The organism is Brevibacillus brevis NBRC 100599, assembly GCF_000010165.1.
In the GTDB taxonomy this organism is placed as follows: Bacteria; Bacillota; Bacilli; order Brevibacillales; family Brevibacillaceae; genus Brevibacillus; species Brevibacillus brevis_D.
The window spans coordinates 2,622,277-2,635,851 of the sequence record NC_012491.1 but is presented as its reverse complement, the minus strand read 5'-3'; the positions used below and the strand labels follow the sequence as shown (position 1 = coordinate 2,635,851).

14 protein-coding genes are annotated in these 13,575 nt (G+C 48.7%); 6 read left to right on the top strand and 8 right to left on the bottom strand.

From position 1 onward, the window contains the following. Positions 1–8 precede the first annotated feature (8 nt). Positions 9–1,268: a M20 family metallo-hydrolase gene (locus BBR47_RS13065; protein ID WP_012686241.1), complete on the bottom strand. Its 1,260-nt coding sequence runs from the start codon at positions 1,266–1,268 to the stop codon at positions 9–11. Between the two features lie 203 nt (positions 1,269–1,471). Between BBR47_RS13065 and BBR47_RS13060 the strand changes: the two genes are divergently transcribed. From BBR47_RS13060 to BBR47_RS13050, 3 genes are all read left to right on the top strand, one after another. Next, the gene (locus BBR47_RS13060; protein ID WP_012686240.1) at positions 1,472–1,657 is read left to right on the top strand and encodes a hypothetical protein; all 186 of its coding nucleotides are present in this window, start codon (positions 1,472–1,474) and stop codon (positions 1,655–1,657) included. A 101-nt stretch (positions 1,658–1,758) separates the two neighbouring features. After that, positions 1,759–2,088 (top strand): helix-turn-helix domain-containing protein, encoded by a 330-nt coding sequence (locus tag BBR47_RS13055; protein WP_012686239.1) that lies wholly within the window; start codon positions 1,759–1,761, stop codon positions 2,086–2,088. Continuing rightward, positions 2,055–2,921 carry an IS3 family transposase gene (locus BBR47_RS13050; RefSeq protein WP_162023112.1) on the top strand — a complete coding sequence of 289 codons (867 nt, stop codon included), beginning with the start codon at positions 2,055–2,057 and terminating at the stop codon, positions 2,919–2,921. Before BBR47_RS13055 ends, BBR47_RS13050 begins: the two co-directional genes overlap by 34 nt. A gap of 86 nt (positions 2,922–3,007) precedes the next feature. Here the strand turns inward: BBR47_RS13050 and BBR47_RS13045 are convergent, their stop codons facing one another. The 6 genes from BBR47_RS13045 to BBR47_RS13020 all read right to left on the bottom strand — a co-directional run bounded on the left by BBR47_RS13045 (position 3,008) and on the right by BBR47_RS13020 (position 9,758). Then, positions 3,008–4,621, bottom strand: a complete 1,614-nt coding sequence (locus BBR47_RS13045; RefSeq protein ID WP_012686237.1) for an ABC-F family ATP-binding cassette domain-containing protein — start codon at positions 4,619–4,621, stop codon at positions 3,008–3,010. 349 nt (positions 4,622–4,970) lie between these two features. Further along, on the bottom strand, positions 4,971–6,092 hold the full coding sequence (locus BBR47_RS13040; protein ID WP_012686236.1) for a sulfate/molybdate ABC transporter ATP-binding protein: 1,122 nt from the start codon (positions 6,090–6,092) through the stop codon (positions 4,971–4,973). Further along, positions 6,089–6,955: a sulfate ABC transporter permease subunit CysW gene (gene cysW, locus BBR47_RS13035; RefSeq protein WP_012686235.1), complete on the bottom strand. Its 867-nt coding sequence runs from the start codon at positions 6,953–6,955 to the stop codon at positions 6,089–6,091. The genes BBR47_RS13040 and cysW overlap by 4 nt, the downstream gene beginning before the upstream one ends. A gap of 12 nt (positions 6,956–6,967) precedes the next feature. Further along, entirely contained in the window at positions 6,968–7,804 is an 837-nt protein-coding gene (gene cysT, locus BBR47_RS13030; RefSeq protein WP_012686234.1) for a sulfate ABC transporter permease subunit CysT, read from the bottom strand. 30 nt (positions 7,805–7,834) lie between these two features. Further along, complete coding sequence (locus BBR47_RS13025; RefSeq protein ID WP_231850615.1) at positions 7,835–8,839, bottom strand: sulfate ABC transporter substrate-binding protein; 1,005 nt, start codon at positions 8,837–8,839, stop codon at positions 7,835–7,837. Between the two features lie 286 nt (positions 8,840–9,125). Beyond that, entirely contained in the window at positions 9,126–9,758 is a 633-nt protein-coding gene (locus tag BBR47_RS13020) for an NAD(P)/FAD-dependent oxidoreductase (RefSeq protein WP_231850614.1), read from the bottom strand. Between the two features lie 129 nt (positions 9,759–9,887). Between BBR47_RS13020 and BBR47_RS13015 the strand changes: the two genes are divergently transcribed. After that, positions 9,888–10,190: a DUF3846 domain-containing protein gene (locus tag BBR47_RS13015; RefSeq protein WP_012686231.1), complete on the top strand. Its 303-nt coding sequence runs from the start codon at positions 9,888–9,890 to the stop codon at positions 10,188–10,190. 98 nt (positions 10,191–10,288) lie between these two features. On the opposite strand, the gene dut is transcribed toward BBR47_RS13015, so the two are convergent. Further along, complete coding sequence (dut, locus tag BBR47_RS13010; protein WP_016740092.1) at positions 10,289–10,825, bottom strand: dUTP diphosphatase; 537 nt, start codon at positions 10,823–10,825, stop codon at positions 10,289–10,291. A gap of 197 nt (positions 10,826–11,022) precedes the next feature. Between dut and BBR47_RS13005 the strand changes: the two genes are divergently transcribed. Together BBR47_RS13005 and BBR47_RS13000 are read left to right on the top strand one after the other, a co-directional pair. Next, positions 11,023–11,967, top strand: a complete 945-nt coding sequence (locus BBR47_RS13005) for a rhodanese-related sulfurtransferase (RefSeq protein ID WP_012686229.1) — start codon at positions 11,023–11,025, stop codon at positions 11,965–11,967. 142 nt (positions 11,968–12,109) lie between these two features. Further along, positions 12,110–13,561: an amidase family protein gene (locus BBR47_RS13000; RefSeq protein WP_012686228.1), complete on the top strand. Its 1,452-nt coding sequence runs from the start codon at positions 12,110–12,112 to the stop codon at positions 13,559–13,561. Positions 13,562–13,575 lie beyond the last annotated feature (14 nt).

The following is a 13,575-nucleotide window of genomic DNA, read 5'->3' as shown; positions in this document are numbered from 1 at the left end:
TCTCACCATTATTGGTTGATACACATCCGCAAAACCGTTTTGTAGAGCAACTCTGTTCCGAGTGCCACGTCTTCATAGGCAGCGTATTCTTGCGGATTATGACTGATACCGTCCTTGCAGCGGACAAAAATCATCCCGTAATCACAAACGTAGGAGAGCGCCAATGCGTCATGGAAAGGACCACTCATCAGCTCGCGTACAGAGGCACCGAGCTTGCTGCTCTCCTCATGCATGATTGCCTTAATCCAGTCGGCACAATAACGCGGTTCACTATTTGTATCTTCCGTAATGGTATAGTGCAACCCACCTTCTATGGCAGCTAGCTCAATCGCCTCGCGCAACGCTTGTTCGCGCTCATCGCGACGCTTCAAATCGATATCCCGCAAATCAATCGAAAAACGCACCCGCTCGGGAATGATGTTGCGCGAATCCGGGAAAACCTCCAAGTGACCAACTGTTCCGACTGTTGGTGCTTGTGGATCGAGCTTTGCCAGCTCGTTTACCGCCAAAATTACTTTTGCCGCTCCGACTAGGGCATCCTTTCTCATCGACATCGGTACGGAACCAGCGTGCCCGGCAAAGCCAGTCAGCTCGACCGTCCACCACAATGGTCCTGATATCGCCGACACGATCCCAATCGCTTCTCTCGCGTCATCGAGAATCGGCCCCTGCTCAATATGCAGCTCCAAATAAGCACCGATGCTGCCTTTTGGATAAATAGACGCTTCCAGGCGATCAGGATCGCACCCAAATTCAATCAGTGCCTGCCTGCGTGTGATCCCGTTCTTATCCGTCCTCTCCAAGTCCGCCGGTTCCAGCATACCGAGAATGCCTTTGGAACCAAACAGTCCTTTTTGAAAACGGCATCCTTCCTCGTCACAAAACGCAACGACCTCAATAGGCTGTGCAGGCATGATTCCTTGTTCATTCAACGTCTGGGCGACTTCTAGTCCACCCAATACGCCGATCACCCCATCGTACTGACCCCCGTACGGCTGCGAATCGATATGCGAGCCAATCATCAAGATCGGGGCTTGCTCATCCTTCCCCGCCATCCGGCCAATCAAATTGCCGAAGTCATCGATCCGCGTGTGAAGACCGGCTTCTTTCATCCAGCTAGCCACCAGCTCTACGCCTGCTCGGTCTTCAGCAGACAAAGCGAGTCGACATACACCCGTTTCGCCTATTTTCCCAATTTGCGCCAATTGCTCGATTCGTTTTTGCAGTCGTTCTTCGTTGATCGCAAGCTTCCTCGCCTTTACGTTCATGCTCGTAGGACCTCCTCATCTTGGCCATGATAGACGAAAACTCATCCTTACCTTATGCATGTGCCTCTTCCCAAATGGTATTCAACTCGTCCTGTTCCTAGTAGAAGTTTCCTCAAATGAAGCGATTCTGTATAGATTAGGTCAGGAAAATCGTCTTTAATCTTGGTATAATGAATCGGAAAGTCAGGTAGGAGGAACAGCAGATGACCGAGTGGTTGAATAAACCAGTGAAGACCATACAAAGACCAAAGAAACGAGGTACGGTAGAATACATCGATGACCAGTATATCGTGGTGTTCTTTACTTCCCCGCGAAAAGAGCGCGTTATTTTCTCGAGCAAGGAAGCGTTCCTAAATAAAGTCGAGTTCGTGGAAGACCCCGTTTCATGAGAAAAAGCCCCTGACTTCAGCACTGAAGTGCACCCCTTAGAATAGACATTGGAAAAAACCCCTAGGTTAATCCGATGTAATTCTAGGGGGTGCTTTTCGTCATGGCAGTGAAAGGACACAAATGTAAACATTATCCAGAATCACTCAAGGTAGAAGCGGTTCGCTTGCACGTGGAAGAAGGATGGAGCTACAGAAAGATTGCAGAACACCTAGGGGTCCAGGATAAATACCGCGTCAGAACTTGGATGAGAAAGTATCGTGAAAATGGAGATGCATCATTCAAGGACGGGCGTGGAAATCCTCATCGGGTTGAAACGGAGCAGGACCGGGAAATTCGGCGTCTACAACTGGAGGTAGATGTCTTAAAAAAGTGGTTACAAATCTTGAATCGGGAGGGTTGCAAAACAAGCACATCGTCGTTGACGAGCTAAGGGACAAACGAAGCGTTCAAGAACTGTGCGCTTGTTTAGGTATAAGCCGAAGCGGTTACTATGCGTATGTGAAACGCAAGGACGATGATCCCGACGAACATCTCAAACGCAAAATCAGAAGCATTTATGAAGAACGGGACAAGACGGTTGGCTATCGTCGTGTCCAGGACGAGTTATACCGCCAATATAACCTGAAAGTAAATCACAAGAAAGTGCTACGTCTCATGCAGGAGCTAGGCATGCAGGCAATCATCCGTCGTAAATACATCCACCGTACCAGTTATGAAACGGCTGTGTCGGATGGCAGAATCACGGAAAATTTGCTGCAACGGAATTTCACTGCGGAAGGGCCTAATCAAAAGTGGGTAACGGATGTCACACAGTTTCGGGTATTTGACCATCGGATTTACTTATCTGCTATAAAAGATCTATGGAACAATGAGATTGTCGCTTATCATCTAAGCCAGCGTAACGATAATCCACTTGTGTTAGAAACCTTCAAGAAAGCATTTGAAAAACAAAAAGACGTGGCTGGATTGATCGTTCACAGCGATCAAGGGTACCAGTACACGTCCCATGCTTACCACGACATGCTGCCAAAGGTTGGAGCCCAAATCAGCATGTCACGCCGAGGCAATTGTTATGACAACGCCTCTATGGAGAGCTTCTTTTCGCATCTGAAAGTTGAAGCACTCTATCCCTATGATATCCGAAGTATAGAGGAAGCACAAAGGCGAATAGAAGAATTTATTCTCTTTTATAACGAGAAAAGAGCACAACGAAAACTAAATAAGCTGACGCCGGTTGAATACCGACGTCAGCTTATAGCCTAGGGCTTATTTCAATGTCCACTAAATGGGGTCTTGACCACACTTCAATCAGTGCGAAGCCAAGGGCTTTTTATATGTGCGTAGGCATCTTACGCGTAATGCTCGTCACGCAGGCGTTTGATTTCATCGCTCTCCAGGTACTCGTCATATGTCATCATTTTATCAATGACACCCTTCGGCGTGAACTCAATGACCCGGTTCGCAATGGTTTGAACGAACTGGTGGTCATGAGATACGAACAAAAGTGTACCGTCGAACTCAATCAAGCCGTTGTTCAATGCAGTAATGGATTCCAAATCCAAGTGGTTCGTCGGTTCGTCCATGATCAATACGTTGGCACTCGCCAGCATCATCTTGGACAGCATGCAACGAACTTTTTCTCCCCCGGACAATACGTTTGACTTTTTCAGCGCTTCATCTCCAGAGAACAGCATGCGACCGAGGAATCCACGAATGAAAGTCTCGTCTTGATCTTTAGAGTATTGGCGCAGCCAGTCAACCAGGCTCAAATCGGAGTTAAAGTACTCCGCATTGTCTTTTGGGAAGTACGCTTGGGAAGTCGTAACGCCCCATTCGAAAGAACCGCTATCAGGCTGAACTTCGCCCATCAAGATTTGGAAGAAGGTTGTTTTTGCCAGCTCGTTTGGTCCGACAAATGCAACTTTGTCCCCTTTGTTGATGGTGAGGTGAAGGTTTTCAAACAGTTTTTCGCCTTCAATTGTCTTGCTCAAGCCTTCGATAGCTACGAGGTTTTTACCCGCTTCACGCTCTGGCTTGAAGTTGATGAACGGATACTTACGGCTGGAAGGACGAATGTCTTCCAACGTAATTTTCTCCAACAGCTTTTTACGCGAAGTCGCCTGCTTGGACTTGGAAGCATTCGCAGAGAAACGCGCAATAAACTCTTGCAGTTCCTTCATTTTTTCTTCTTTCTTCTTATTCTGATCACGAACCATTTTCAACGCCAATTGGCTCGATTCGTACCAGAAGTCGTAGTTACCTACATACATTTGGATTTTGCCAAAGTCAATATCCGCAATGTGCGTACATACCTTGTTCAGGAAGTGACGGTCATGGGATACAACGATGACGGTGTTTTCATAATCCGCCAGGAAGTTTTCCAACCAACGAATCGACTCGATGTCCAAATGGTTCGTCGGCTCATCCAAAAGCAGGATGTGTGGATTACCAAACAGCGCTTGCGCCAACAGAACGCGTACCTTCTCCGAACTAGCGAGATCCTTCATCTGCTTGTCGTGCAGGTCTGTCGGGATACCGAGACCGATCAGCAAGCTAGCTGCATCTGCTTCGGCCATCCAGCCGTTTAGCTCTTCGAATTCTCCCTCCAATTGGGACGCGCGATTGCCGTCTTCCTCAGAGAAATCTTCTTTCATGTAAAGAGCGGTCTTCTCTTCCATGATCTCGAATAGGCGCTTGTGGCCCATAATTACCGTTTTTAACACTTCGTACTCGTCGAATTCAAAGTGGTTCTGCTTTAATACAGCGATACGCTCGCCCGGTGTCACCGAAACGTGACCGCTCGTCGGATCGATCTCTCCGGAGAGGATCTTCACGAAGGTAGACTTCCCTGCACCGTTCGCACCGATGAGGCCGTAACAGTTACCTGGGGTAAACTTAATGGATACATCTTCAAACAGTGCGCGCTTCCCGTAGCGCAGCGTCACGTTCTGAGTGCTTATCATCGTCGCAATACCTGCCTTTTTTGAATCGTTCAAACACTTATCTTACCAGAGATGACCTCATTTTGCAAAAGGTAAACGATTTCGCGCCTAGCAAAAAATACTGGATTCATGAAATGGACTCTGGCAGGGAAAACTACCATGGCAATCCAGTGGGAAGGAGGCTTCCGATATGTCCAAGCAAAATGGTGTTAAAAATGAGATGGGAAAGAAAGAAAACCCTTCACAAACCCGCAGATCGAACACAATTAGCAAAGAACAGACACGCTCCAAGCAACGCGGCGAATAATGAGTGACTCATCAAAAACCGGCCTGCAGCATATGCAGACCGGTTTATTTGCAAGAAATCAGATCAAACACTGGCCTGCAACGGAACGCGGGCAGGGCGATGTGTCTGTACAGGTTGTGAATCCACGTAGATCGATACATTGTGCAACGTCACGTACACAATGCTCTGCTCTTCTACGTTCAGCTCCATAAAGCGCTGCCTGCTCATCTCTGCCTCAAATACCTCCTCCGTGTCCAATCGCTTCAGATCAAGGCGAACGATCGGCCCCAAGAGCGAAATATGGTTAATCTCAGCTTGAACCGATCTGGCAGACTTCGCCTCTGGCGGGCGCACTGAGATCTCTACATCGTGTGGCCGCATGTATCCGACAGCGGGAGCCTCCACCGCTTTGTCCTTCCAATCTGTCTCGAACTCTGCCTCACCGAGCTTGATTTTGCCATTTTGGATTCGTCCGTGAAACAGATTGACCCGCCCCAGAAAGCTGTACACAAACGGATTCGCCGGATGATGATAAATTTCTTCGGGCGATCCTACCTGCTCCACTCGCCCTTCATTCATCACAACTACCTGATCCGCCAATTCCATCGCTTCCTCCTGATCGTGTGTAACGAATAGAATCGTTAGCCCAAGCTTCCCGTGCAGATGACGGAGCCAGCGACGTAGCTCCTGCCTCACTTTCGTATCCAAAGCGCCAAACGGTTCATCCAGCAGCAAAAATTTTGGTTCCACTGCCAACGCCCTCGCCAATGCAACACGCTGGCGCTGCCCACCAGATAGCTGCGAGGGATAGCGATGTGCGAGACCTTCTAGCTGCACGAGTTTTAACAGGGAATGAACTTTTTCACTGATTTCTTCCTTGCTCGGTCGTGTTTTGCGTGAGCGAACGGACAATCCAAACGCAATGTTGTCAAAGATGTTCATATGCCGAAACAAGGCGTAATGCTGAAAAACAAACCCAACCTGCCGCTCGCGCACGTCGCGGTTCGTATTATCCTCTCCGTGAAAGAGAATCCTCCCCTCCTGCGGTTGCTCCAGTCCAGCGATGAGACGCAAAAGCGTCGTTTTTCCCGATCCGGAAGGTCCGAGAAGCGCTACGAGTTCGCCTTCCGGGATATGCAGATTTACATTTTTCAGCGCTGTAAAGCTCTTATAAGACTTGGTTATGTTCACTACCTCGATACTCATCCGGCTCTCTCTCCTGTCACGTCGTAGTGTTGTTCCTCATCCAGCTTTACCTGCCGCTCGGTCTTCCACTCGATCAGGCTTTTCAGAATAAGCGTCACTAAGGCTAAGGCAGCAAGCAAGGTGGCTACCGCAAAGGCAGCAGCGAATTGGTATTCGTTGTAGAGAATCTCCACATGCAACGGGAGCGTATTGGTCATGCCGCGGATATGACCAGAAACGACGGATACTGCCCCGAATTCACCCATGGCGCGGGCATTGCACAAAATGACCCCGTACAAGAGCCCCCATTTTACATTTGGCAGCGTGACGCGTAAAAATGTTTTCCAGCCGCTTGCTCCGAGTGAGACTGCTGCTTCCTCCTCGTCTCTTCCCTGTGCTTCCATGACTGGAATGAGTTCACGAGCGACGAACGGAAAGGTAACAAAGGTCGTCGCAAGTACGATACCGGGAACCGCGAAAATGATTTTGAAATCCCACGCCGCTAGCAAGGGTGCCGCCACACCTTGACTCCCAAACAAGAGGACAAAGATTAGGCCCGCGATGACTGGAGATACGGCAAATGGCAAGTCTATCAACGTAAGCAACACATTTTTACCCGGGAACGAAAACTTGGCGATTGCCCATGCAGCAGCGATCCCGAACGTCACATTCAGCGGTACGCTAATGGCTGCCACTAGCAAGGTGAGCCTAACAGCGGATAACGTTTCCTCCTCAGTAATTGCGGCAACGAACACCTCCGCCCCTTGCCGAAATGCTTCTGTAAACACAGCCACTAGTGGCATGATCAAAAACAAGCCAAGAAAGAGCATGGCCACGATAATCAGTGTCCATCGAATATAAGCTGGCTCCGTCAAATGCTTCATACGTCATACCTCCTAACGGGCCGCATCGAATTTATTGATTTTCCATTGCAAGTAGTTGATGACCAAAAGCATGACAAAGGAAATGACAAGCATGACGGTTGCAATTGCCGTAGCGCCTGCATAATCAAACTGCTCCAGCTTGGTCATAATCAAAAGGGGTACAATCTCTGTTTTCAACGGCATGTTCCCGGAGATGAAAACGACGGAGCCATACTCCCCCAAGGCTCTGGCGAAGGCAAGCGCAAAACCCGTAATGATTGCCGGTAACAGATGCGGCAAAACTACCCGCCAAAATGTATTCCATCGGGTAGCGCCCAACGTAGCCGCCGCTTCCTCCATTTGCAAATCCCAATCCTGCAAAACAGGCTGGACGGTTCTGACGACAAAAGGAAGACCAATGAATGTTAGTGCAACCCATATACCGATGGGGGTGTACGCTACCTTGATCCCCCATTCCGCCAGGTACTGCCCGATCCAGCCATTTTCAGCGTAAATAGAAGTCAGGGCAATCCCGCCTACTGCGGTAGGTAAAGCAAAAGGCAGGTCAACAATGCCGTCAATGATCCGCTTCCCCGCAAACTGATAGCGAACCAACACCCATGCCACCAAGACGCCGAACACCGCATTGAGACAAGCCGCGAAAAAAGAAGTCATAATACTCACACGAATGGAGGCAAGGACCCTCGTATCCATAATCGTCCCGATGAATTGCTCCCAGCTCATCGTCGAAGCTTTTAAAAACAAGACAGACAGAGGGATCAGCACCAGTAGACTCAGGTAGATGATGGTATAGCCCATGGTCATGCCAAAGCCTGGCAGAAACCCTCTGTTGTGGAGTGATTTTCTCATGAAGGTAACTCCTCTGAGGAAAGTGTAGGTCTATGGTTTATAAAGTTGATCGAAGACGCCTTGATCTGCAAAATGAGTCTTTTGTGCTTTCGTCCAGCCGCCAAACAACTCATCGATGGTAAACAATTGGATGTCAGGGAATGCGGGTTTATGTGCTTTGAGTACTTCCTGTGAACGAGGGCGGTAGTAATGCTTGGCTGCGAGCTCTTGGCCTTTTTTGGTATACAGGAACTGGAGGTACGCTTCCGCTACTTCTCTTGTCTTGTGCTTGTCAGCGTATTTGTCAACGAGGGTGACAGGCGGTTCAGCCAAAATGCTCACGGACGGATTTACAATCTCAAACTTGTCTTTCCCTAGTTCATTGACCGCGAGATACGCTTCGTTTTCCCATGCAATCAGCACATCCCCCATGCCACGCTCGACAAAAGTAGTGGTCGAACCGCGCGCCCCAGAATCGAGGACGGGTACATTTTTAAACAGTTGTGCGACGAATTCTTGTGCCTTCGCTTCATCTCCCCCATTTGTCTTCAAGGCATAACCCCATGCAGCCAAGTAGTTCCATCTGGCTCCCCCAGACGTTTTCGGGTTCGGAGTGATCACGGAGATACCAGGCTTGATCAAATCATCCCAATCTTTGATTTGCTTCGGATTGCCTTTACGTACCAGAAACACAATCGTGGAGGTGTAAGGCGAGCTGTTTTTCGAGCGCTTCTTTTGCCAATCAGCAGGAATCAGACCGTGTTCGGCAATCGCGTCAATATCGTAAGCAAGGGCAAGGGTCACCACATCTGCTTCCAAACCATCGATGACGGAGCGGGATTGCTTGCCTGAACCGCCATGTGATTGCTTGATCGTCACTGTTTGACCTGTCTTTTGTTGCCACTCTGAGGCAAACTCCTTGTTGATATCTTGGTAAAACTCTCGCGTCGGATCGTAGGAAACATTGAGCAGCTCTACCGTAGTGTTGCTGCCCCCTGCTCCCTTACCAGTTTCTGCTGGTGCAGCAGCCGAGCAGCCAGCCATAGCCGCAGCCATAGCAACGATTCCTACGCGTTGCAGGATCGTCTGGACCTTGCCTTTCGTGGTTTTCATACAGCTCACCTTCACTCCTCTTTTAATCTATAGTAATTTACTCGGAATACTCTGTTATTGAAGATTATACCTGCCTTTCTGTTCCTGTCAACGATATTTCCATCTACCCTATGCTAGGCAGGTAGGCCACGTTCAAATGTTATTCGCCTATCCAGCAAATTTGGGCCCGCCCGTTCTGATTTTTTCAAAAAAATAAGCCTTCCCGCTCAAATGGGAAAGCTTGTTTCGATCAGATTGTGGCACTGGCATATTTCCTCCGGTCAAAAGCAAAAAGATCGGCGTCCGCGTGACTTCCTTTTGTAATCATATCACTGATGATTTGCGCGCCGATCGTGGAATAGACGGTTCCGTTCCCTCCGTAGCCTAGCGTGAACAAGCAGTGCGGATACCCTTCCTGCTCCCCAAACAGCGGGAGTCCATCATGCGTTTCAACAAAAGTCGCTCCCCAATAATATTCGGCTCTAATGGGAATACGTGGAAATAACTCTTGAATCTTTGCGAGTAATTGATCCCGCTTCTTCAGACTAGAGGCATCCTTCTTTTGTAGGTCGTTCAACGGCTCATCAAGTCCTCCGACAATGATTCTGCCCTCCAAACAAGTACGGATATACAAATAGGGACGAGCGGTTTCCCAGATTAAACAAGCATTTGGCCAACCCGTAAGCGCTTCGACTGGATTGGTCACGATGGAAAACGAGCTGGAAATCACCGCGTTGGCATTTCGTTTCATGGTTTGCGCTTCGTAGCCAGTCGCAAACACGGCACGCCTGCACTTGATTGTGTGCCCACTTTTTGTATAGACCAAAAGTCCTCCAGTCTGGACTTTTTGATGCACCACTTCCGTGTTTTCGTATACGCGCATCCCTTTTTTCACAGAGTGGGCGATGACACTCAACCATTAGGGTAACCAACACGCCAACCTGCATCCGTTCCCCTATCGCCCCATTCATTGCTTATACGGTATGATGGGTGTTAGAAGGAGTGATTGCGCTTGACTACGGTATATGTTAAGCTTCCGCACGAAAATGCAGTTGTTCGAGAAATCGCTGGGACGGATGAACTACAGGAGCTGGTGGGCGGAGACTATGAGGTAGTGGAAGATGATCATCTGGAGGGAATCTCCCTCGTTGTGAATGAAGATGCTCGCGGAGTAGAAGCAAACAATTTCCCTATCACGTCAGATGGTTTTTTAGACTGGGTCTATGGACCTTGCGTATTCATCAAAGCAGATGGGCGTTCGCTTACAGCTGACGACCTTTCGAGAATTAACCGGTTTTTATCCTCCAAAGGATGAGGTTTTAATCAAAACAATGACCCCTGACCTATCAGCTCACGTCCATGTACTCGGCTGATGATCAGGGGTCTTGTATTTTCACTCAAATAGAAAAAGAACTAGCTCTTGATACCGCTGCTGCCGAAGCCACCCGCTCCTCTTTCCGTCTCATCCAGCTCATCGACTACTTCGAACTGCGCGACTGGAACGATTGCAATCACACCTTGTGCAATCCGATCCCCTTTTTTGATCAAGTAGCTATGGGCATCGACTTCTTGTTCAACGGTTACTTCGTTTTCGCCAGCACCCAGACATACCTTGCCGCTTTTTCCGGATGCGATCCGAATGTTATCGATCAGGACGCATACTTCACCGCGATAACCAGCATCAACAGTCCCTGGTGCATTGGACAAGCGCAGCTTTGTTTTTGCACTGATCCCGGAGCGAGGGCGCACTTGCAATTCAAATCCTTCTGGAAGCGCGAACGCCAAGCCTGTTGGAACCTTTGCAGATTGTCCTGGGGCAATCAATGTATCCTCTACCGCGACCAGATCAAAGCCCGCGTCCATTGCTCTCGCGTACGCTGGGATCACGGCGTCTTGGTGGAGCTTTTTAATTTTCACCTGTGTAACCGGGCGCTCATTTGTCATGTTCATGTAATAGTCTCTCCTCATATAGCCTGTGGGCTGATTACCATTCATAGTGTACAAGAAGCAACCACATCCAGCAAGAAGCACCGATTTCATAAAAACCTCACAAACCCCTTACTTTTTTAGCGCATCTAACAATGGAATGTGGTATAATCACCGATGCATCTAAAATCACAATTGAAAAAGAAAGGTGGAATTGTACCTTGCAAGTACAAAAACCATATCGCATTTTGTTGTATTACAAGTATACTCCTATTGAAAATTATGAGGAGTACGCAGCCGAGCACTTGAAATTTTGCAAGGATAACGGGCTGAAAGGGCGGATTATCATAGCTCCGGAGGGCATTAATGGAACCGTATCCGGAACGATTGAACAAACAGACGCCTACATGGAATATGTGCGAAAAGATCCACGTTTTAGTGATATGTGGTTTAAAATAGATGAGTCGGAAGAGCATGCATTCAAAAAAATGTTTGTGCGTGCGAAAAAAGAGCTCGTAACATGGCGTTTGGAGGAAGATGTCAATCCGAATGAACTAGTTGGCACCTATCTGAACCCAAAAGAATGGTACGAAATGATGCAGGAAGAGGATGTCGTAATCCTCGACGGTCGCAACTATTACGAATACGATTTGGGACATTTCCGTGGTGCGATTCGCCCTGAAGTGGATTCATCCCGTGAGTTCCCTGAGTGGATTCGTGACAACATGAGCCAGTTCAAGGATAAAAAAGTCCTCACCTACTGCACAGGCGGTATTCGTTGCGAAAAGCTGACAGGTGTCTTGCTGCAACAAGGTTTTGAAAATGTGTACCATCTTGAGGGCGGAATTGTCACGTATGGTAAAGATCCAGAAGTCCAAGGGCGCCTGTGGGATGGAAAATGCTACGTGTTTGACGAGCGCATCTCCATACCGATCAATCATACCGAAGAAGACGTCGTCATTGGCCGTTGCCATTACTGTGGTACTGTCGAAGACCGCTATGTAAACTGCGCCAACCCATTCTGCAACAAACAGCACTTCTGCTGCACAGAATGTGAGACAAAATTCAAGCGTTCTTGCTCCGATGAATGCCGCGACCACCCTCGCAACCGTTATGTAGAAGCGGAAGAAAAAGCGAAGCTGGAAGCTGCTGGATCAAACGTATAATTTGGTACAAACACAAACAAGCTGATTCTCTCGCAGAGTCAGCTTGTTTGTTTATAAACAAAAGGCTCACCCCCCTCTCATTTCCTTTCCCTGAATTTGGTACTATAATAAAAATCAAATCATTCGCAAAAGGGGATACATTATGTCAGTGATTCATGAAACGAGCATTCTCGAATGGCAAGCTGCAATGACAGCTGGAACCACGACTTCGCGGGAATTGACCCTCGCCTTTTTACAGCGGATTGCCACCTACAACAAACAAGGCATCCGAATCAATGCCATTTGTGAGCTAAATCCAGATGCACTAGCGATCGCAGAGTCACTGGATCGAGAACGAGCGGTGTCAGGCAGTCGTGGGCCGCTTCACGGAATCCCTGTATTGATTAAGGATAACATTGCGACATCTGACAAGATGCACACGACGGCTGGAGCTCTAGCTTTAGCTGATTCGTTTGCCTCTGCGGATGCATTCGTCGTTACCAAGCTCCGAGAGGCGGGCGCGGTTATTTTAGGGAAAACCAATCTGACGGAATGGGCTAACTTTATCTCCAATGACATGCCAGATGGCTACAGCTCGCGCGGTGGACAAGTGTTGAACCCATACGGTCCTGGTGTACTCGATGTCGGCGGGTCTAGCTCGGGGTCGGCTGCTGGGATTGCCGCAGGTTTTGCTGTTGTGGCAGTCGGTACGGAGACTTCCGGGTCGATTCTCCATCCAGCAGAACAAAATTCGCTCGTGGGAATCAAACCTACTGTTGGCTTAATCAGTCGTTCGGGTATCATCCCGATTTCCCATAGCCAAGACACAGCCGGACCGTTGGCGAGAACCGTGACAGATGCAGCTATTTTGCTTGGCGCGCTTACTGGCATAGATGAAAAGGATCCGGTGACTGGAAAAAGCGAGGGTCTCGCGCAGACCGATTACCTCCCCTTCCTCGATGCAGATGGATTGCGGGGTGCACGCATCGGCGTTGTACGCTCCAGATTTTTGGCTGAGTGTGAAGCCGAAGAAATCGCCTTGTATGAAGCAGCTATTGAAAAGCTTAAAGAGGCTGGCGCAACTATCATAGATGCGGTCACCATCCCGACAGAAAATGCCGAATGGAACATACATGTTCTCGTGCATGAATTCAAGGTTGGGGTAAATGCGTACTTAAAAACGTTACCAGCCTCCTACCCGATCCGCTCCTTACAGGATGTCATTGCTTTTAATCGGGCACATGAAGAACAAGCCCTGCTTTACGGGCAAGAGCTGCTAGAAGAATCCGAGAAAACCAGTGGCACACTGACAGAGCCGGAATATCTGGCAAATCTCCTGTTCGATTTGGAAATGTCACAAAAACAAGGCCTTGATGCTGTCATGAAGGAGCACCAACTCGACGCCCTCTTGTACCCTGGAAGTACGGGTTATGCGATCCCAGCCAAAGCTGGTTACCCTTCGATTACGGTTCCGGCTGGCTATACTTCCGCAGGCAAACCATTTGGCATCATGCTTACTGGCTTGGCATTCCAGGAACCTACTTTACTTCGTCTGGCCTACGCTTATGAGCAAGCAACTCGACTGCGCGTAGCTCCGGATATGACGAAAGCGTAAAGGAAGTACTCGCC